We start from the raw sequence: 21488 nt of genomic DNA, 5'->3' as shown, positions 1-21488 counted from the left end.
GATAGCGCCCTTTCGGTATCATAAGCGTTAACGAACAGTAAATAATCGTTGATTTTTAGCTGTTTTCTTGTGTGTTACCGAGAAGTAACATAACTTTGCAGTTACTAAGTGGTAACATATAAATTATTTGCACGATGAAAGATAGGGAAATAACAGAACAGAAGATCCTCGATGCCGTAGGCAGTATGATAGAGACAGACGGTTTCGAGTCGCTTGGCATCAATGCCGTGGCCCAGAAGGCAGGCGTCTCGAAGATGCTGATATACCGCTATTTCGGTGGTATGGACCAGTTGATTGCCAAGTATATCCTGCAGCACGACTATTGGGTGAACACCGAACTGCCTCTTCATGACATCTCAGGGGTAGGGGCGTGTCTGAAACAGATGTTCCGTGAGCAGATAGCGACATTGCGCAGTGACATGGTGCTGAAGCGGCTGCACCGTTGGGAACTGACTGCCGACAATGAGGTGGTGAGACTGCTCAGGGAACGGAGAGAGACCAACGGCTGTGAGCTGGTTCGTGTGGTCAGCCGACTCACCAAGTCGCCTTATGCCGAGGTGGCGGCCATGGCCACCCTGCTCTCTGCGGCCATCAGTTACCTGACGCTGATAGAGGAACAGAACAAGGTTTACAACGGTATCGACCTGTGTAGCGACGAGGGTTGGCAGCAGTTGGCGACCGGTATTGATCAGATTATAGATTTATGGGTAAAAAATAAACAACAATGAGAAAAAAAATTTTATTTTTAGTAGTAATGATGACAAGTATGACAAATCAGTTAAACGCGCAGCGCGCTGACCTCCTGTTCATGGTAGAACACGCCATTAAGGCACCCTCAGGCCATAACACCCAGCCGTGGAAGTTCAAGATCAACGAACATAGTGTTGATATCTATCCAGACTATGGCAAGGCCCTACCAGTGGTTGACCCCGACAACCGGGAGCTCTTCGTCAGTCTGGGCTGTGCCACGGAGAACCTCTGCATCGCTGCAACCATCAAGGGCTATCGCTCGGAGGTGAGCGTCGCTGCCGATGGCTTGATACATATCGACTTGCAGCGCGACACCACCATCACCCCATCGCCGTTGTTTCCGCAGATAGCCATGCGGCAGACAAACAGAAATGTGTATGACGGACGGATCATTCCTGTCGACAGCATCTGTGAACTACAGGCGATGGAGAAGGAACCGGCGGTGGGTGTGCGCTTCTTCAGGAACGGTAGTCATGAGTTCAACATGATAGCCGACCTGATCTTGGCAGGCAACAGTCGGCAGATGGATGATGAGCACTTCATAGCAGAGCTGAAGCAATGGATGCGCTACAACAAGAAACATGCTGACGGTACGCACGACGGACTGAGCTATGCGGTGTTCGGTGCGCCCAATCTGCCCCGTTTCATCTCGCAGCCTGTCATGGGTATGTTTATCAATGGCAAACAACAGAACAAGGGTGACAGGAAGAAAATCGCTTCTTCGTCGCACCTGGTGCTGTTTACGACAGAAGCCAACACCATTGAACAGTGGGTTGCCCTGGGCAGGACGCTCGAGCGCTATCTGCTGAAGATGACGGCCATGGGTATCGCCATCGGTTATATGAACCAGCCCAACGAGGTAAAGGACCTCGCCCTTACCATGACCTCGTCGCTCGGTCTTGATTCTCAGTATCCCACTGTGCTCATTCGTATCGGGTATAGCGAGAGGGCACCCTATTCGCAGCGCCGACCTGTTGAGACCGTGCTTCTGCCGTAATTTTTTACAATATCAAGAAATCCATATAAATGTGGATTGTATATTTTAAAGAAAAGTCGTACCTTTGCAGCGCAATTCGAAGAAAACATAAGTTGTAAAGTTGATGAATAAAAAGATTGTTTTCGTGCTTTTAGCACTGGGTGGTCAGCTTACCGCATTGGCCACCCCTTTGTGTCGTGTTGACACAGAAGAGTTGACCGATTCAAGTAAGGTTATCGACCTTGATGAGGTTGTGGTGGTATCTCAGCCCAAGGAGCAGGTGCGTCTGCGCTTACAGCCCGTCAGCAGTAACGTGTTTGGAGCAGAGCAGCTTCAGCAGCTTAACGTCAAGGACCTCAGTCAGCTGTCGCAGTATGTACCATCGTTTGTGATGCCATCGTATGGTTCGCGCCTCACCTCGTCGATGTATGTGCGTGGTATTGGTTCGCGTATCAACAACCCTGCAGTGGGTGTGTATTACGATAACATCCCCCTGATGTCGAAGTCGGCTTTCAACAACCACTTCTATATGTTGGATCGTGTGGATATCCTGCGTGGTCCTCAGGGGTCGCTCTATGGACAGAATACCGAGGGCGGACTGGTGCGTATCTACTCTAAGAACCCGATGAATTATCAGGGTACGGATGTCAGACTCGGTATCGGTACGGGCTTATACAGTAATGTGGAGGTGGCTCACTACCATCGTCCCAGCGACAAACTCGCCTTCAGCGTGGCTGGTTTCTACAGCGGTCTGAAGGGCTTTGTCAACAACCAGAACTTCGATGAGAAGAACGACCTGACCAACGAGGCTGGTGGTAAGCTACGCTTGATTTGGCAGCCTAATAAGCAGTTGAAGTTCGACTGGACTGCCGATTATCAGTACGTCAATCAGAATGGTTTCGGCTATGGCGAGTTCCATCCGTTGGATTATCTGCCCGAGGTCTATAGCAGTTCGTTTGTACCAGCAGATCTGGATGTTAAGGACCCTGCTACTACCATCATGAACGGCTATAAGCGTAACATGTTCACCACTGGTCTGAACATCGGTTATGAGACCGAGAAGCTGCTCTTCACCTCAACCACCAGTTACCAGTATCTGAACGACCTGATGCTGATGGACCAGGACTATATGACACCCGACTATCTGCAGCTTAAGCAAGCTCAGAAGATGAACGCCATCACTCAGGAGTTCGTGCTGCGTTCGCACGATAGCAGTAAGTGGCAGCATGCTACTGGTTTGTTCGCTTCATACCAGTGGCTCAACACCAATGCACCAGTACTCTTTGGTGACGGTATCACAGGTCCTATCGGCGATGCTATAGCAAATGCGATGAAGAACTCTATGCTTCAGGGTATGATAGGTCGCTTTATGGGTCAGGGTATGAGCGCTGAGGCTGCTGCGGCTGCTGCCCAGGCTGCTGTCGACAAGATGGGCGTAACCATGACTGCTGAGATGGCTGTACCAGGTGAGTACAAGACTCCAACCTGGAACTTTGCCGCTTTCCATGAGTCTAACATTCTGTTGGGCGACAACTGGAAACTGACACTGGGTTTGCGCTTTAATATAGATAAGGTGAAGATTGACTACGATGCGCTGGCATATATGAACATGACTGGTGGTACAGCTAATGCCATTGCTACCTATCACCTCACATCGCACGTGCAGGACAGTCGCTCAAAGAGCTACACCCAGCTGTTGCCAAAGATCGGTCTTACCTATAGCTTCGACGAGAACATCGGTAATATCTACGCATTGGTATCGAAGGGCTATCGCGCTGGTGGCTACAACTTCCAGATGTTCAGCGATGTGCTTAAGACCGAGTTGAATGCTAACCAGCAGAAGGCTATGCGTGGCGACTACGATGTAGAGCATACTGCTGCCGACTACGATGCTATCAACGAGACCATCGCCTACAAACCCGAGGAGAGTTGGAACTATGAGATCGGTACTCACTTGAACCTGTTTGGTGGTAGCACTCACTTCGACCTGGCTCTGTACTACATGCAGATTCGCAATCAGCAGTTGTCAATCATGGAGCCTAACAGCAACTATGGCCGTATCATGGTGAACGCTGGTAAGAGTCACTCATGCGGACTCGAGGCTACCCTGCGTGGTAAGGCTATCGACAATGCTCTCGACTGGGCTGTAACCTATGCATTCACAAATGCTAAGTTTGATGAGTACCAGCATACCGTAGGTGGTTCAACATCTCCAAATACGGATACATTCGCTGGTGATTACGATGGCAACTATGTGCCCTTCGTACCTCAGCATACTCTGAGCGCTATGGTCGACTGGCATATCGGCAAGTTCACCATTGGTGCCAATATGAATGGTCAGGGTAAGATCTGGTGGGATGAGGCTAACACCTACGCACAGAAGTTCTATGCTGTAGCTGGTGCTCATGCCGATTACGACTTCGGACCAGTGCTGGTATCACTCTGGGGACGTAACCTCACCAATACGCACTACAATACGTTTGCCGTTGCATCGAGTGCAGTAAATGGAACTCACTACTTTGCCCAGAAGGCAAACCCCATACAGATCGGACTCGACGTCAACATTCATCTGTGAAAAAAACATAAATAATGCTACCTCAGGGTAGTTTCGATAAAGTCTCGTCAGTCTATATAGATGTACGAGACTTTTTTTCATATTATAAATTATCAATCAGAAATGAAACAGAAACTATTCATGCTGGTCTGCGGACTACTAAGTACGATGGCACTGCTTGCGCAGCCACTGCTTAAAACTCATGTTGAGACAGGAGATTTGGAGGGCATACTCGAAGGAGGTGACCTCGCAGTTTATAAAGCTATTCCCTTTGCGGCACCCCCTGTGGGCGAGTTGCGTTGGAAGGCCCCTCAGCCAGCCAAGCCATGGCAGGGTGTGCTGAAGGCCGAGGAAGTGGCTAAGTGGCCCCCACAGCCTGAGCGTGGCGACGTGTCGTATGACATGATGAGTGAGGACTGCCTCTACCTCAGTGTCGTCACTCCCGCTAAGACGGTCGACGAGGCCCTGCCAGTGATGGTCTTTATCCATGGCGGTGGTTTCCAGACCGAGCACTATGGCGGTGAGCTGTGGCAGAGTCTGGCCCGTCGTGGCGTTGTCACCGTGGCTATCGAGTATCGCGCCGGTGCCCTTGGCTTCCTGGCTCATCCCGAGCTCTCGAAGGAATCGCCCGACGGACATTCGGGTAACTATGGCATCCTGGACCAGATCTTCGCTCTGCAGTGGATCCAGCGTAACATCAAGAACTTCGGCGGCGACCCCTCGAAGGTCACCATCTTCGGTGAGTCGGCTGGTGCCATGAGCTGCAGCATCCTGTGTGCTTCACCTTTGGCAAAGGGACTCTTCCGCGCCTGCATCAGTCAGAGTGGTGCTTTCTTCTCGTCTAATGGCGCGGTGACGCAGCAACAGGCCGAGATGATGGGTGTGATGTTCCAGAACCAGTTGGGTAAGAAGTCGATTGCCGAGATGCGTGAGATGGACGCGAAGTCGCTCACTGGAACCGGTGTGCAGTTCCCTGCCTGTACGCCTGTCTTCGACGGTTATGTGCTCACAGCCGAGCTCTATGACCTCTACAAGCGTGGTGAGTATCAGGATGTGCCTGTGATCATCATGTACAACAGTGATGAGGGAAGTGCCATGCTTGAAAGTATCTCTGTGGCTGATTTTAACAAGGAACTGGGTAACCTGCCCGCTCTGTTTGTTGACCGTGTGAAGGAGATTTATCCGGCAGAGAACGACGAACAGGCGCTCTTCAGCATCCGTGACCTGATACGCGATCTTAACTTCGGTACTCCAGCTAATATGTGGGCTAAGCTGCAGACAGAGACAGGTAAGAGTCCCGTCTATTTCGCCTACCTTGCCCAGAAGTCCGACCGTACCGTCTATGCCAAGGGCAATCGTCGTGGTGCCGCCCATGCCGACGACATCCTCTACCTGAGAGGTGCTTTCGACAATGAGAAAGAGAAATACCAGCAGGAGTATGCCGTTAGTCAGATTATTCAGCAGTACTGGGTGAACTTCGCCACCAATCTGAATCCTAATGGTAAGGGACTGCCCCAGTGGCCTGTGTTTAATCCTGATCTCAGTCAGAAGACAGTGATGCAGTTCAAGAATGGCGGTACTTCGCTCGTTCCTGTGCCAAACGCAAAGAATCTGAAACTGCTGGAGGATTTCTCTGAATGGGTTCGCTCACAGCGCACGATAAAACCGTAAAAACCTTAACATAGAAGAAGAGGATGTGTCAGACTTCTGGCACATCCTCTTTCCTGTTTTAGTGAGACTTACGAATCAGCGTAGAGCCTAGATTTCCGAGTTGCACGGCGTAGACCCCTTCTTGCAATCCCGTCAGGCTGATGGCTCCGCCCTGTACCTTCGTCTGTCTTACGGATACTCCCTGCAGGTTGTAGATGGTGGTCTCGGTGCCATCGTCAGCGCCGTCGGTATAGACAATATCTCCAACGACGCGGAAGGTCACGTCCTTAGGTTGCTGCTTGCTCAGTGTGGGGATGCTTGTGTCGATACCCAGCACATAGAGCAGACCCTTATAGGCGTTCATCTTTCCTGCACCGAACCGTTCAGGTTTCGCCTTCGTATATTCGTCGGTATCGCTCGAGTGGGCGATGATATCCTTGATGTCTTCGCAGGTCAGTTGTCTGCCCTTGTCCATGGCAGCCTGTATCCAGAGAGCTACGATACCAGCCGAACAAGGTGTTGCCATCGAAGTGCCGCTCATGTATACATACGGATAGTCGCGTTCGTTTTTCTGGCCAGTGAACTGATTGTTATAGCCCTTGTCCTCATAGATGTTGTATTCATTCTTGTCGGGGTCGAAGCTATTACCGGCGGCTACCACGAGGAGACCGGGTGTGCAAACGGTGGGGTGCTTGTGTCCGGCCAGGTCGGTACCATAGCTGCTGAAATATGTCACGTCGCCCACCTCAAAATTCTGTTTTACGGCTTTGTTCATGCCCTTCTCCTTTATCTTATTGTTAGCTGACCATGCGCCAACAGAGACAGGAACGCCCGAAGTGTTCCAGTCGCCAATCGAAATACTGGAGTCGCCCATCTTGTAATTCAGGTCATTGTCTTGTCCGACCAGCTGGACGCCCTGATCGCCCCAGCAGTGGAGTTCTGTCTCCTCCTCAGGTATCAGGTTGATCTTGAATCCCAGGACATCTTCTTCCGGCTTGTCGCCTCTGTTGTATATCTGAGAAATGAAAGCCAGGTCGCTCATACTGAGAATTAGCTCGGTATAGATATACGGCTTGCCGTCCTGGTTCATCGCCTGGTTCTGATAGCACCATATCTGTATGTCACCATCCTTGATGTATTTCAGCAGTCCTTCCACGGCCTCCTTCTCTTCGCCTTCCAGATGACTGTTGTCGGCATCCTCTCCGGCATAGAAATAGGTGCCCTCGCCATAATTTCCTGTGTTTGGGTCTGAGTTGAATTCGATGGGCATCTGGTAGTACTTATGACCATCCTTCAAGCTGACGATGGCAACCTGCATCGTCACGTTCTTCTTGGTTTTCATACCTCCCCATACATAACCATCGCCTTGGCCTGGTGAAACCAGTACGCTGACTGTATCCTTGGCCGCACTCTTCATGTTGAGGTACATCTGATCGCCGCCTTCGTTGCTGGCGCAGAGCATAATCGGAAGTTTCCCCTCTTTCGCATAACTGCCAATCACCCTGGCCATGTTGCTGCTGCCGTCGTGCCAGCCATCATGCGAGTTGAGGCTTATGCTGACCACGATAGGCTGCTGCAGCTTTTGGGCCTCATTCCTCAGGTACTCAAAACTCTCAACGATCATGTAGGCTGTCGCATCCGTTTGGTTGTCACTGCAGAATTTATAATAATCGCTGTCTCCAAACGCCGGACAGATCAGAATGTCAGCCTCAGGAGCTATACCGCCGAGGGGATTTCCTGAGACTCCCTTCACGTCGCTGGTGCTGCCTGCGGCGATACTGATACAATGTGTGCCGTGTGATCCGTCAGGGTTCTTCACCTTCAGCGTGTCGAGGATATCCTCGGCCTTGCTATAGTATGATCCTGTCAGGGCTTCGCCATCTATTCTCACGCTGTCGCCGCCAAATTTGAAGTTGCCAGGCTCATATACACCCTTGATGCGCAGTTTGCCGTCTTTGTCTTTGAAATTGGGGTGGGTGAAGTCAAATCCGTTATCGATAATGCCCACGATAACCCCCTTGCCCGTATAGGCCTGTGGCAGTTTCTCACCTGTGCCGTCGATCACCTCGCCAGCCTGTGTCACCTTACGGTTCACGTCCGTCTTCTTACTCACTCTGGGACTGACGTCGATCTTCCACACCCCCTTGGTGTTGGCCAGTGCGTCGAGTTTCGAGTAAGGAGCGTCGAGCAATATCATGTCGCCCCTTACCATTCTGATCTGTGCGCCAGCGCTCTTCAGCTGATCAGCCACCTGTTGCGCATTCGCGCCCTGTTCGCAGTTTACGAAGAAGTAACCGCGTTTCGACTCTGCGGGTACGGTCATGCCTCTGGTCTCAGCTTTTCTGACGCCCTGCTCTGTCAGTTGTCTGGCTATCTGAGCTCTGTGCGTCACGAATCCCTGTGCTCCCGCTGTGAGAGCACTGGTGAGCAATAATGCTAAAATGAACTTTCTCATAATTCTAATTGGTTATTTACATTGAAACCTCTACGGTATGTTTGCCAGGAGAGTAGGGGATGACGGTGCCATCGACCTTCGTGCCATCGAGGGTGATTGTCTTGACGCCCTTCTGCTGGCCATTCGGATGGATGGTAATCTGGTACTCGGCCTCGCGGAACTTACGGCTAACGGTGTAGTCGGTAGCAGTCTCAGGCAGACAAGGATCGATGCGGATACCATCGTAGTCGGGCTTGATACCCAGGATGAACTCTGAGACAGTGTACCACATCCATGCGGCGGTACCTGTGAGCCATGAGTTCTTACCCTCGCCCGGCTTGTAGGCATCCTTACCAGCCACCATCTGACAGTTCACGTAAGGCTCCACCTTATGCAGCGTCTGGTACTTCTCCTCGACGTAAGAGGGCAGGATCTTAGCGTAGTGGCTCCAGGCATCGTTGCCTCGGCCTGCGATACACTCACCGATGATGACCCAGGGATTGTTGTGGCAGAAGATACCGGCATTCTCCTTGTAGCCCTCGGGATATGAAGAGATCTCGCCATATTCGTAGATGTACTTCGTGAAGGCGGGATTATTGAGTACCATACCGTGTTCGCACTCGAGGTACTTCTTACAAGAGTCGAGCGACTTAGCCACCATACCTTCCTCGGCGCCAATCTCAGCCATCGTACACCAGCCCTGAGACTCGATGAAGATCTTGCCTTCCTCGCACTCGTTAGAGCCAATCTTACGACCATAGAAATCGTAAGCGCGGAGATACCACTCGCCGTCCCAGCCATGCTTCTTCACGGCCTCGATCATTGCGTCGATAGCCTCCTGCATGCGGGCTGCCTCGTCGGTCTTACCCAGCTTCTGGCACAGGGCCACGTAATCCTTACCTGTTACGACGAACAGACCGGCAATCATCAGCGATTCGGCCTTGGTGCCCTCAGATACGTTCTCAGTGGTCTGGAAACTCTCATTAGGATCCCATGAGAAGCAGTTCAGGTTGAGGCAGTCGTTCCAGTCGGCACGTCCGATAAGCGGGAGCATGTGAGGACCGAGGTTCTTGATGACATGATCCATCGAGATCTTCAGGTGCTCGAAGAGTGTGACCTCAGAGCCTGGCTGGTTGTCGAAGGGCACCATCTCGTCGAGGATAGAGAAGTCGCCTGTTTCCTTGATATAGGCCACGGTACCGAAGATGAGCCAGCAGGGATCGTCGTTGAATCCACCGCCGATGTCGTTGTTGCCGCGCTTGGTGAGGGGCTGATACTGGTGATAGCAGCCGCCATCGGGGAACTGGGTAGAGGCGATATCGATGATGCGCTGACGGGCGCGTGATGGAATCTGATGTACGAATCCTACGAGGTCCTGGTTAGAGTCGCGGAAACCCATGCCTCGGCCGATACCGCTCTCGAAGAAGCTTGCGCTGCGAGAGAAGTTGAAGGTGACCATGCACTGGTACTGGTTCCAGATGTTCACCATGCGGTCGAGTTTGTCGTTGCCCGTGCGTACATTATATATATTAAGCAGAGCATCCCAGTACTCACAGAGTTCGGCAAAAGCCTTGTCCACCTTCTCGGTGGTGTTGAGCTCGGCGATGAGTGCATGAGCCTTTTCCTTATTGATGACCTGAGGAGCGCTGAATTTCTTGTCCTGTTCGTTTTCGATGTAGCCAAGGAGGAACACAAAGTCCTTGCTCTCGCCAGGCTGCAGTGTTACCTCGATATAGTGAGAGGCGATGGGGCTCCAGCCATGAGCGTGACTGTTGCGGGGTTTGCCCTCCATCACTACCTGTGGATCGGCAAACTCGTTGTAAAGACCAACGAAAGTCTCGCGATCGGTATCGAAGCCCTGAATATCGCTATTTACGTGATAGAACGCATAGTGGTTGCGGCGCTCGCGGTACTCGGTCTTGTGATAGATGGTTGAGCCTTCAATCTCTACTTCGCCTGTTGAGAAATTGCGCTGGAAATTTTCCATATCGGTAGCAGCATTCCACAGACACCACTCCTCGAACGAGAAGAGTTTCAGGTGCTTCACCTCGTTGCTCTCGTTCTTGAGGGTTAGCTTCTGTACTTCGGCCCATTTCTTCAGAGGTACGAAGAACAGCACGCTAGCCTCTACACCATTCTTCTTTCCGGTGATGCGTGTATAGCTCATGCCATGACGGCACTCGTAGAAGTCGAGCGGTGTCTTACAGGGCTTCCATCCGGGATTCCAAACTATGGTCTTGTCTCCCTGACTCCCTGTCTCCTTGTCTACTATATAAAAGTATCGCCCGCCATTGTCCATGGGTACATTATTGTAACGATAGCGGGTAATGCGGCGGAACTTGGCGTCCTTATAGAAGGAATAGCCGCCTGCGGTATTCGAAATGAGTGAAAAGAAATCTTCGTTGCCCAGGTAATTGATCCAAGGCCAGGGGGTCTGTGGGTCTGTGATGACATACTCGCGGTGTTGGTCGTCGAAGTGACCGTAACGTTTCTGTTGTTCCATAATGAATGATTTATCGTTTTAATTGTTGTTTCTTCTTGCGGTCGAATTGTAATTCGCCCACAAAGTTACAAACATATTCCGAAATTTACAAGGTTTTGATTAAAACTTTGATGAATCGCGCATACATTTTGTTTAAAAAGTATTGCGGATTGCAAACATTTTATTATTTTATTTGTTTTTTAGAAATATTTTCATTATCTTTGCCCCGCATTTTTGTTTCATATATAAGAAGGGATTCAACTATATTACTAATTAATTTATAAAAACTTTAAAAATGAAAAGACTCAGTATGATTTTTGCCAGTCTGTTCCTGTTTGTTGGAATAGCTCTGGCACAAACGACGGTAAAGGGTACCGTTGTGACCTACGAGGACAATGAGCCGGTGATCGGTGCAAGCATCCAGGTGGTAGGCGCAACCAGTATCGGTACCATTACCGACATCAATGGAGAGTTTACCCTGGAGGTTCCTGCAGGGAAGAGTACCTTGAAAGTCACTTATGTGGGCATGGAGCCCCTGGAGGTGGCAGTGAGTTCAAAGCCCCTGCGCATCCAGCTTCGCAGTGACGCCCAGAGTCTGGACGAGGTGATTGTCGTAGCTTATGGTACTGCTAAGAAATCATCGTTCACAGGTTCTGCTTCAACGGTGAACGCCCAGAGCATAGAGAAACGTCCGATTACCAACGTGGCTTCAGCCCTCGAAGGTAATGCCACAGGTATTCAGGTAACCTCAGGCTCAGGTCAGCCTGGTGAATCACCTAAAGTACGTGTGCGTGGTTTCGGTTCTGTGAATGCTTCGAACGCTCCGCTTTATGTAGTTGACGGTGCCATCTATAATGGTAATATCGGTGACCTGAACCCTGCCGACATTGAGAGCATGACAGTTTTGAAGGACGCTGCCTCAACCTCTCTTTATGGTTCAAGTGCAGGTAACGGTGTCATTCTGATCACCACCAAGAAGGGTAAGACAACCTCAGGAACAGGTGTTTCCCTCGATATCAAGCAGGGTTGGTCTACCCGTGCCTATAAGGACTATGCCAAGGTAGGTATTCGCGACTTCTATCCCTTGCAGTGGCAGATGCTGAAGAATGCGTATGTTTCTGCAGGTAAGGACGCTTCGGAGGCTGCACAGCTGGCTACTACCGAACTGGGTTCAACACTGCGTGGCTATAACGTCTTCAAGGGCGTGGCTGATGACGCTATCGTTGGTACCGACGGTAAGCTGAATCCTGCAGCCAACGAGCTGAAGTGGGGTGACGATATGGATTGGGACGACGCAGCCTTCAAGACCGGCTATCGTCAGGAGTACAACCTGAGCTATAACACCAAGACCGACAAGAGTGATACCTACGCTTCGGTTGGTTATCTGAAGGACAACGGTTATGTGCTGAAGACCGACTTCGAGCGTTACAGCGCACGTCTGAACTATAATATCTATCCTACCAAGTGGTTCAAGAGCGGACTGAATCTCGGTCTGAACCGCAGTGTGTCAAACTACTCTACAGCAGACTCAGACAACAGCAGCTCATATTCTAACATCGTGCGTTACATCCGTCAGATGGCTCCTATCTATCCTATCCACAAGCACGACCTGGCTTCAGGTGCTTTTGTGGATGCAAACGGCAATCCTACAACAGATCCCGCACAGTATGTTTACGACTATGATGGCGACCGCTTGTCTTCACCAGGTCGTGACGCTATTGCGGAGACCCTGTTCAACAGCCGTGACTTTACACGTAACGGACAGAATGCCCGTACCTATGTCACCATCGCTCCGATTGACGGTCTTGAACTGACAGTCAACTATTCTTATAGCAACAACGACCGTCGTCGTAAGGTATATGAGAACCCGCTGGTAGGTGATGGTACAGCCGGTCCTGGTCGTCTGAACATCCTCTCTACCCGTACAACCACTCAGACTCTCAACGAGATCATCAATTACAATAAGACCTTTGGCAAGCATCATGTAGAGGCAATGCTCGGTCATGAGAACTATAGCTACAGATATGAGTATCTGTATGGTATGAAGACTGAGGAGACCCTGAAAGACCTCTATGAGTTCGGAAACTTCGTGAACATCAGCAGTCTGAGTTCTTATACTCACAACTACAAGAAGGAAGGTTACTTCGGTCGTCTGAACTATGACTACGATAACAAATACTATGCTTCGATGTCATACCGTCACGACGGTTCTTCACGTTTCTCTAAGGATAACCGCTGGGGTGACTTCTGGTCGTTTGGTGCCAGCTGGCGTATCAGCGAGGAGAACTTCATGAAAGACGTGAAGTGGGTCAATAACCTGAAGTTGCGTGCCTCTTATGGTGAGACAGGTAATGACGCAATCCTTGACAATGAGGGCTACGACGACTACTATCCCTACCAGACCTTGTATGGAACAGGTTATACGAACTATAACGAGGCTGGTGTTTATTTCACGATGATTGCCAATCCGAACCTGAAGTGGGAGACTCAGATCTCTACAGACCTGGCTCTTGAGTTCATGCTGTTCGATCGTCTGACCGGTTCTATCGAGTACTTCAACAAGTCGTCTAAGGACCTGCTCTTCGACGTGTCACAGCCTCTGTCAACTGGTGTGCAGTCTGTTATCCAGAACATAGGTAAGGTGTCAAACTCTGGTGTAGAGATTGAGCTCGACTACAAGGTTCTGAATGAGAAGGACTATGGTTTCAGTGTTGGTGCCAACGCCACCTTCATCAAGAACAAGATCACCAAGCTGCCTGACACCATGAAGGACGGTTATGTAAGCGGTTCTAAGAAGTGGGTTGAGGGCAAGAGCATCTATGAGTTCTGGCTCCGTCAGTGGTGGGGCGTTGACCCTGACACAGGTGACGGTCTGTGGATTGCTGATCCTGACAAGTATGAAGAGGGTGGTAATACCTTCATGACCAAGGACGGACAGCAGCTGACCAACGACTATACCAATGCTAAGTTCGACTTCAGTGGTGCTTCTATCCCCAAGATGTATGGCGGTTTCAACCTGAAGGGTTACTATAAGGCCTTCGACATTGCCGCTGTATTCTCTTATCAGCTGGGTGGTAAGCTGCTGGACTATGGTTATCAGGGCATGATGGCTACCGACAACTTTGGTGAGGCTATGAGCCCTGATCTGCTGAATGCATGGCAGAAGCCTGGTGATGTGACAGATGTTCCTCGTGTTGACGCTACAACAGCTCATAACACCAACATCTCTACCTCATACTCTACACGTTGGCTCACCAAGTCAGACTATCTGAACCTGCGCTCAGTCACCATCGGCTATCAGTTGCCTAAGCAGCTGCTTAACCTGGTTTATGTGAAGTCGGCACGTCTGTCGTTCGCAGCAGAGAACCTGTTCATGTTGAAAGCCCGTCAGGGTCTGAACCCAATGGCTCAGTACAATGGTCTTGTTTACAACGAGTACCAGCCTTCTCGCAACTTCACTTTCTCGCTTAATGTTTCATTCTAATAAATAATAAGGAATTATGAGATACAATAAAATATCGACAATCGTGCTGGCAGCAGCGATGGCTCTCGGACTGAGCAGCTGCTCTGGCGACTATCTGGACACAGTGCCGTCGAATAAAGTCTCAGAGGGGTCAATCAATGCCTCGCTTGAGAATCTCTATATCGCCCTGAATGGTATCCATAAGGAGATGGTATCGCAGGAGACAGGTTATCAGTGTCTTGGTGGTGAGCCTGGCTTTATGTTCTGTCGTGACATGGAGGCCGACGACATTACCTGGATCACCAATACATGGTGTAAGGCAGCTTACCTGGGCTGGAGCTGTAATATGAATGAGAGTTCCGGTTACAACATCAAGTACTGGACCATCTATTATCAGTGGATCCTGAACGCCAATAAGATCATCGCAGGTGTGGAAGAGGCACCTATGACTGATGCTGCCCTCTATAATCAGGTGAAGGGTGAGGCACTCTGTATCCGTGCATGGGCGCACTTCAACCTGGTACAGCTCTATGCCAAGCGCTATGCCGCCGGTGGTAACAACACACAGGACGGTATTCCCTATCGTCTGACAGCTGTAACTGAGGAACAGGCTCGTAACTCTGTTGAGGAGGTCTATCAGCTGATCAATGCCGACCTTGACGAGGCTTGCAAGCTGTTGGTAGGCATCAATCCCGGTTATCACCACTACAGTGAGATGGTGGCATGGGGTTTGAAGGCACGTGTGGCTATGGCTAAGCAGGATTACACCAATGCAGCCACCAATGCAGCTAAGGCCATCCAGTTGGCTGAGGCTAATGGCGGTGCCCTGATGCAGGGCGACCAGCTGATGTGTGGTTTCTCCGATATCTGCTCAGACACCAAGGAGGCTATGTACGCAGCCCGTACTCCGGATGATAAGACCGTATACTTCTACTCATTCTATGCATATATGTCGTGGAACTTCAACGCTACGGCTATCCGTCAGGGTGTGAAGTGTATCAATGCCGATACTTACGACACCATGTCAGAGACAGACCTGCGTCGTGCATGGTTTGACCCGACAGGTGAGATGGATGTGCCTGCAAAGACATATGTGAAGCAGCCCTATCAGAACCGTAAGTTCACCGCCCGTTCTAGCGCTGACGCTGTAGGTGATGTAGCCTTCATGCGTCTGGCAGAGATGTACCTGACCGAGGCTGAGGCGCTGGCTCGTGCCGGACAGACAGCACAGGCTCAGGAGGTATTCACCAAGTTCCAGGTGACACGCGATCCCTCGTATGTGTCTAAGGGAAATGCTGGTGATGCCCTGGCAGAGGAGATCATGAACAGTCGTCGTGTAGAGCTCTGGGGTGAGGGCTTCCGCTTCTATGACCTGAAGCGCCTGAACCTCCCCATCCATCGCGGACGTAACTTCGTTCAGACTTTCTGCACCTTTATCGATAAAGAGGCAGGTGCAGACGGTTGGGTTTGGGAGATTCCCAAGAATGAGACAGACTTCAACAAACTCTGTACAAAGAACTATTAATGATTATCAAATCACACTGGAAGATGATGATGGCAATATCCTTTGCCTTCATCATCTTTTGTTTCTGGTGTTTCCTTTATCCTCATGCAGTTGTAGGGCAGGAAAGACTGTTTGTCTGGGATACTGAGTTCTGGCAGGAGTATGGCATATACCAGTATATAAGGGATTTCTTCTTGCAGTTCTTTCATTTCGCATGGCTTGGCGCTTTGTTATTGGCATTGGTCTGCTTAATGGCCCAAGGGCTGACTTGGTGGCTGTTGTCGCTTATAAAAAGATGTAGCTGGAAGAATTATCTATATATTGTGTCTTTTGTTCCAGCCCTATGTGTATGGTATATGTCGTATATCAAACTGGATGTGAATAATGAGGAACTCGAATACGACCTGATGCAGCGAAAAGGCCAGTGGGAGCAGATTATCCAGAAGAGTGACCATCGTTTTCCGCAATCGCTGGCTTGCCAATATGTTGCTCGTATGGCTAAACATCAAACGGGTAGGATGAGCGATGACGACATGTTCTCTGATCTTGCTCTTTCTAACAACGCAATGAGTAGCATGACATCTGCTTATATGATGAGCGATGTCTATATGTATGCAGGATTGGTTAATCTTGCCCAAAGGGCCTCATTCGAGGCAATGGCTTCGATAGAGGATTTCTCGATGAGTGGCAGAGCCTTGCAGCGCTTAACAGAGACAGCCCTGATAACAGGGCAGTATCGTGTGGCAAGGAAATATATCTCGATATTGGATAAGACCGTTTATTACCATGACTTTGCCAAAAGAATGAAGGTGATGGCAGATGAGCCGTCGCTCATAGATCATCATCCGATATATGGAAGCTTAAGAAAAGCTTACGAACATACAAAAGATGTGTTATTTGATTAATAGGAGTTATGAGAAGGATTACGATTGAACTGATGCTGCTGGTGGGACTGTATGTGCTTTCTGCCTGTACTTCCAGTCCTCATGATGTTGAAGAAGTGGCATCGTTGCCAGAGATATATCCTGATTATATAGGTGTGACTGTTCCTGAGGAAATAGCTCCTTTGAACTTCTCAATGACTGATGATGAGGTTACAACTGTAGATGTAGAGATAAAAGGTGCCAAAGGCGGGTCTCTGCATGCCAATGGTGCGTATGCCGATTTTGATATAGACGCCTGGCACGAGTTGCTAAAGGATAATCGAGGTAGTAAGCTGATGGTTTCCGTCTGTGCCGAGAAAGACGGAACCTGGAAAAGATATCATGAATTTGAGATATATGTCAGTCAGCACCCTCTTGATGAATGGGGTATCACATACAGAAGAATTGCACCTGGTTATCAGATGTATGGTCACATGGGTATCTATCAGAGAGAACTGTCTACCTTTGAGGAAACAGCCATTATGGACAACAGAGACATGGGAGGCGGTTGTGTGAATTGTCATACAGTCAATCGTGGGAAGACTGATGATGTTGTAGTACATATCAGAAGCGAACATGGAGGTACCAGTATCGTACACCAGGGGATGAAAAACCTGCTGCCGTCTGTCAATGATAGCATTGGCGGACCAATGGTATATCCCTATTGGCATCCGCAAGGTCGTTATATCGCATTCTCCACCAATAAGACTTCGCAATTGTTTCATTCTGGTTTGAATAAGCGCATTGAGGTCTTCGATGGGCAATCGGATGTGTTTATCTATGATACTGAGACCAATACCACTCTGCGTGATACGTTGATCATGAAAAAATATTGGGCAGAGAATTGCCCTGCTTTCTCACCTGATGGCAAATGGCTCTATTTTACTACAGCGAGAAGACAAAGCTATCCGCAGAACTATGATCAAGAGAAATACAGCCTTTGCAGAGTTGCTTTCGATGCTGCTACAGGAAAAACAGGCCATCAGGCAGATACCTTGATTAATACCAGTCAAACAGGAATGAGTGTCACATGGCCTCGTCCTTCCTATGATGGTCGTTACCTGATGTATACACAGTTGGACTATGGTTACTTCTCTGTCTGGCATCCAGAAGCCGACCTTTGGTTGCTTGACTTGGAAACTGGTGAAACGCGAAGTCTTGACGAGGTGAATAGTGAAGCCTCAGAGAGTCTGCACAACTGGAGTGGAAATAGCCATTGGTTCTATTTTACCACTCGTCGTGATGATGGGCTTTATACACAGGTTTATTTCTCTTCTATTGATGAAAGAGGAAAAGCCACAAAGCCTTTCCTACTGCCTCAAAGGAACCCCAAACGCTATTATCATCGCACACTTTATTCATTCAACACTCCTGATTTTATATCTTCTCCACTGCAATAGTCAGCAATCTATGTGATTCCCTAATCCAGAGATTGCTTTGGCAACGGTGTAGGCGGTAGTCCAGGCTGCCTGGAAGTTGAAGCCTCCTGTGACACCATCGATATCAAGCACCTCTCCTGCGAAGTAAACGTGGGGGAGGTCTTTGCTTTCCAGAGTGTTAGGATTGACGGCTGAGAGGTCGATGCCTCCACAGGTGACGAACTCGTCCTTAAAAGCCGCACGTCCTGCTATCTGGTAGCTGTCGTTGCAAAGCATGTTGACCAGCCGGTTCAGTTCTTTCTTATTGAGGTTCTGCCAACGGTTCTGGGCACGCTGGCCTAAGGCCTTCTCAAGGAGGTAGTTCCACAGGCGACTTGGCAGATCGAAAGGGCGGATGCTGCCGAGTTGTTTCTGGGGGTGCTGACTGATGATGCGGTGCAGTTCGGCAAGAACCTCTGGGTCTTTAAGGCTGAGCCAGTTGACGGCCAAAGGCATCTGGTAGCCTTGATCATGGAGTTCGCGGGCAGCATGGCTGGACAGCTTCAGGATGGCAGGTCCACTCATGCCCCAATGAGTGATGAGCAGCGGTCCCGTGGCACGGAAACCAGTGCCTGGGATATAGGCGGTGGCATCCTCTACGACAGTACCCATCAAGTTGCGTAGCGCCTTGTCCTCGATGCTGAACGTGAATAGTGAGGGAACAGGTTCGGTGGTAGAAATGCCGGCAAGAGAAGCCGTACCACCACCAGTGGTGATGGCGATGCAGTCGTAATCAGCGAGTTGGTCGAGAGATTCTATTTTAGTGCCAGTACGTATCTCGATGCCATGTCGACGCGCCTCTGCCAGAAAGAGGTTGATGATGGTGTGGGAGTCTTGTGAGGCAGGGAACACACAGTCGTCATCTTGTGTCACCAGACGTACGCCATGTGCCTCGAACCACTCGTAGGCATCGTGATAGTCGAAGGTCTTGAAGAGACGTTTCAGCAGGCGATGCCCTCGGGGGTAGACCTGTGAGAGGTCACTGACAGAAGCGAAAGAGTTGGTGCAGTTGCAGCGTCCACCTCCAGAGACTTCGACCTTGGCGAGCACCTTCTTCGATTTCTCGAAGATGGTCACTTCGCACGAAGGACTCATCTCCTTCAGGTTTATAGCCAGGAAGAATCCTGCTGCGCCACCACCGACTATCGCAATTCTCATGAGCGTTCTATACGTATTCTCGCGTCGACAGCAACGACATCATGTTCGTCGGCCAACAATGGGTTAATATCCATCTCCTTAATCTCTGTGGCAAAGCGCAACAGAGTAGAGAGACGTACGATGATTTCAGCGTATTTCTGTTCGTTGAGTCCCTTTTGTCCACGTGTGCCCTTGATAATCTTATAGCCACGAAGTGAGTGGATCATAGAGTATGCCTCGCCATAGGAGAGAGGAGCCAGACCGCTGGACACATCCTTTAGTACCTCAACGAAGATACCGCCAAGACCGCAGAGTACCACATGACCGAAACGCTCTTCGTATTTGGCGCCAATGAAGAGTTCGGTACCTTTGAGCATCTTCTGCACCATCACACCTGTGGCGTCCTGGATTTTCATCATGCGATCAAACTCAAGTGCCAGATGCTCTGGTGTACGGATGTTCAGAGTGACGCCACCCACATCGCTCTTATGTACAGGACCAACGACCTTTGCTACTACAGGGAAACCCACTTTCCCGGCAAAGGCCGTGAGTTCTTCCTTAGAGATGCTTACCATCTCAGGTACTAAGGGAATGCCGGCACATGAAAGCAGTTCGCGAACGGCATCAGGTGCCAGGTAGCCACTCTCCAGTCCCTCGAATTTCAGACGATGGGTCTCGCGATAGATGATGTCACGTATCTTAGGCACATCAACCCCATAGAGTTCCAGTTCAGAGGGCGCAGGCTGTGGGGTGCGCATGATCTGACTTAAAGCAGTGGCCAGAGTCACCTCGTCGCTGAAGTTGACATGACCTTTCTTCAGGAACTCTTCCACCTCAGGTCCTGCCGTATGCAGGCTCGGCAATACAGGGAAGATCGGTTTCTTGCACGCCCGTATCTTCTTGTCAAGCACATCGTAGGCCTCGTAGAGCTGAGTGAGACCAGGAGTGCCATAGATGACGGCGATGGCGTCGATATGGTCGAACTTATTCTCGCAATAATCAATGACCGTGCCCAGTTGTTCTGCTGTTCCTGTAGCCAGGAAATCGATGGGGTTGGCTACGGAAGAACCAGGGAAAAGCTTACTCTTCAGTTCCTCGGCCTCAGGACCTTCTATCTTAGGTACGTTGAGACCACCCTTCGAGAGCGCATCGGTGAGCATGACCCCGGGGCCACCTGCATGGGTGACGATGGCGAAGTTCCTGCCCTTCAACTCAGGTAGGGTGAAGATACAACCTACAGTGGTGAGCTCTTCGCGGGAGAAACAGCGCACAATCCCCGCTTTGCGGAAAAGGGCCTCTACGGCAGAATCGCTGGAAGCGATGGCGCCTGTATGTGAAGATGCCGCACGACTGCCGCTCTCGCTGGAGCCGGCTTTGATGGCTGCTATCCTGCAGCCTTTACGAATAAGACTGCTGGCATGGAAAAGCAGCTTGTCGGGGTTGGCGATGTTCTCGATATATAGTAGTTTTACCTTTGAGTCCTTCTTCGCATCGAAGTGCTCGTCCATGTACTGAAGTACGTCTTCAATGCCAATCTGCTTGCCATTGCCTATCGACCACACGCTGTTGAACTGCAGGCCCTTGATGACGGCACTCTCGAGAATGAATACCGCTGTAGCACCAGAGCCACTGATGAAGTCGACACCAAGAGGATTCAGGTTTGGTATAGGCAATGTGAAAACACTATGATGGTTGCGATTCAGGAGTCCGATGCAGTTGGGACCGATCAAGGCTGCCCCGTATTTCTCGCAAGTGTCGAGAATGCGCTTCTCGAGTTCAGCACCGGCCTTTGTCTCTTCGCCAAAGCCCGCTGATATGATGACAAAAGCCCTCACCCCCTTCTCCTTGCAGAGATAGTCCACATAGTCCGGGCAGAACTTGGCGGCTACTACGAGCACAGCCAGCTCAGTCTCGGGCACATCCTTTACATCATGAAAGACCTTGATTCCCTGCACTTCATCTTCTTTGGGATTGACGATGTGCAGGGGACCATCGAAACCGCCATTGATGATATTGCGTACAATAGAGCCACCAGGCTTATGTACGTTGTTGGAGCCGCCAATCACGACGATGCTCCTCGGATTCAGTAGTTGTTGGTTAATCATGGATGCAAAGATAATATAAAAATACATAATTAGCAAGCGAATATGGAATATTTTTTCTACCTTTGCATCATTAAACCCAATAATAAAAAGCG

Annotated in this window: 12 protein-coding genes; 8 read left to right on the top strand and 4 right to left on the bottom strand. The window is 50.0% G+C overall.

All coding sequences use genetic code 11. The features are described 5' to 3' along the window. Positions 1 to 134 precede the first annotated feature (134 nt). The 4 genes from BMX82_RS10855 (at position 135) to BMX82_RS10840 (ending at position 5951) form a co-directional block, all read left to right on the top strand. Positions 135 to 728: a TetR/AcrR family transcriptional regulator gene (locus tag BMX82_RS10855; RefSeq protein ID WP_091768863.1), complete on the top strand. Its 594-nt coding sequence runs from the start codon at positions 135 to 137 to the stop codon at positions 726 to 728. A gap of 38 nt (positions 729 to 766) precedes the next feature. Next, on the top strand, positions 767 to 1747 hold the full coding sequence (locus tag BMX82_RS10850) for an Acg family FMN-binding oxidoreductase (protein ID WP_091769509.1): 981 nt from the start codon (positions 767 to 769) through the stop codon (positions 1745 to 1747). 103 nt (positions 1748 to 1850) lie between these two features. Next, positions 1851 to 4301, top strand: a complete 2451-nt coding sequence (locus BMX82_RS10845; protein WP_255396603.1) for a TonB-dependent receptor — start codon at positions 1851 to 1853, stop codon at positions 4299 to 4301. A 102-nt stretch (positions 4302 to 4403) separates the two neighbouring features. Further along, the gene (locus tag BMX82_RS10840) at positions 4404 to 5951 is read left to right on the top strand and encodes a carboxylesterase/lipase family protein (protein WP_091768860.1); all 1548 of its coding nucleotides are present in this window, start codon (positions 4404 to 4406) and stop codon (positions 5949 to 5951) included. 58 nt (positions 5952 to 6009) lie between these two features. On the opposite strand, the gene BMX82_RS10835 is transcribed toward BMX82_RS10840, so the two are convergent. Together BMX82_RS10835 and BMX82_RS10830 are read right to left on the bottom strand one after the other, a co-directional pair. Further along, positions 6010 to 8385: a S8 family serine peptidase gene (locus BMX82_RS10835; RefSeq protein ID WP_091768857.1), complete on the bottom strand. Its 2376-nt coding sequence runs from the start codon at positions 8383 to 8385 to the stop codon at positions 6010 to 6012. Positions 8386 to 8401: 16 nt separating this feature from the next. Continuing rightward, positions 8402 to 10867 carry a glycoside hydrolase family 94 protein gene (locus tag BMX82_RS10830; protein WP_091768854.1) on the bottom strand — a complete coding sequence of 822 codons (2466 nt, stop codon included), beginning with the start codon at positions 10865 to 10867 and terminating at the stop codon, positions 8402 to 8404. 274 nt (positions 10868 to 11141) lie between these two features. On the opposite strand from BMX82_RS10830, the gene BMX82_RS10825 reads away from it, so the two are divergent. The 4 genes from BMX82_RS10825 to BMX82_RS10810 are packed head-to-tail and all read left to right on the top strand — an operon-like array spanning position 11142 to position 18136. Continuing rightward, positions 11142 to 14330: a SusC/RagA family TonB-linked outer membrane protein gene (locus tag BMX82_RS10825; RefSeq protein WP_091768851.1), complete on the top strand. Its 3189-nt coding sequence runs from the start codon at positions 11142 to 11144 to the stop codon at positions 14328 to 14330. A 16-nt stretch (positions 14331 to 14346) separates the two neighbouring features. After that, positions 14347 to 15834: a RagB/SusD family nutrient uptake outer membrane protein gene (locus BMX82_RS10820; RefSeq protein ID WP_091768848.1), complete on the top strand. Its 1488-nt coding sequence runs from the start codon at positions 14347 to 14349 to the stop codon at positions 15832 to 15834. Next, positions 15834 to 16718 (top strand): DUF6057 family protein, encoded by an 885-nt coding sequence (locus tag BMX82_RS10815; protein ID WP_091768844.1) that lies wholly within the window; start codon positions 15834 to 15836, stop codon positions 16716 to 16718. The genes BMX82_RS10820 and BMX82_RS10815 overlap by 1 nt, the downstream gene beginning before the upstream one ends. A gap of 8 nt (positions 16719 to 16726) precedes the next feature. Further along, positions 16727 to 18136 carry a TolB family protein gene (locus BMX82_RS10810; protein ID WP_091768841.1) on the top strand — a complete coding sequence of 470 codons (1410 nt, stop codon included), beginning with the start codon at positions 16727 to 16729 and terminating at the stop codon, positions 18134 to 18136. On the opposite strand, the gene BMX82_RS10805 is transcribed toward BMX82_RS10810, so the two are convergent. Together BMX82_RS10805 and BMX82_RS10800 are read right to left on the bottom strand one after the other, a co-directional pair. After that, positions 18137 to 19312, bottom strand: coding sequence for a BaiN/RdsA family NAD(P)/FAD-dependent oxidoreductase (locus tag BMX82_RS10805; RefSeq protein WP_091768838.1), 1176 nt, complete (start codon positions 19310 to 19312; stop codon positions 18137 to 18139). Next, complete coding sequence (locus BMX82_RS10800; RefSeq protein ID WP_091768835.1) at positions 19309 to 21396, bottom strand: acetate--CoA ligase family protein; 2088 nt, start codon at positions 21394 to 21396, stop codon at positions 19309 to 19311. The genes BMX82_RS10805 and BMX82_RS10800 overlap by 4 nt, the downstream gene beginning before the upstream one ends. Positions 21397 to 21488: the final 92 nt, after the last annotated feature.

The organism is Prevotella sp. khp7, assembly GCF_900109055.1.
GTDB lineage: Bacteria > Bacteroidota > Bacteroidia > Bacteroidales > Bacteroidaceae > Prevotella.
This window is presented reverse-complemented; position numbering and strand designations above follow the sequence as displayed.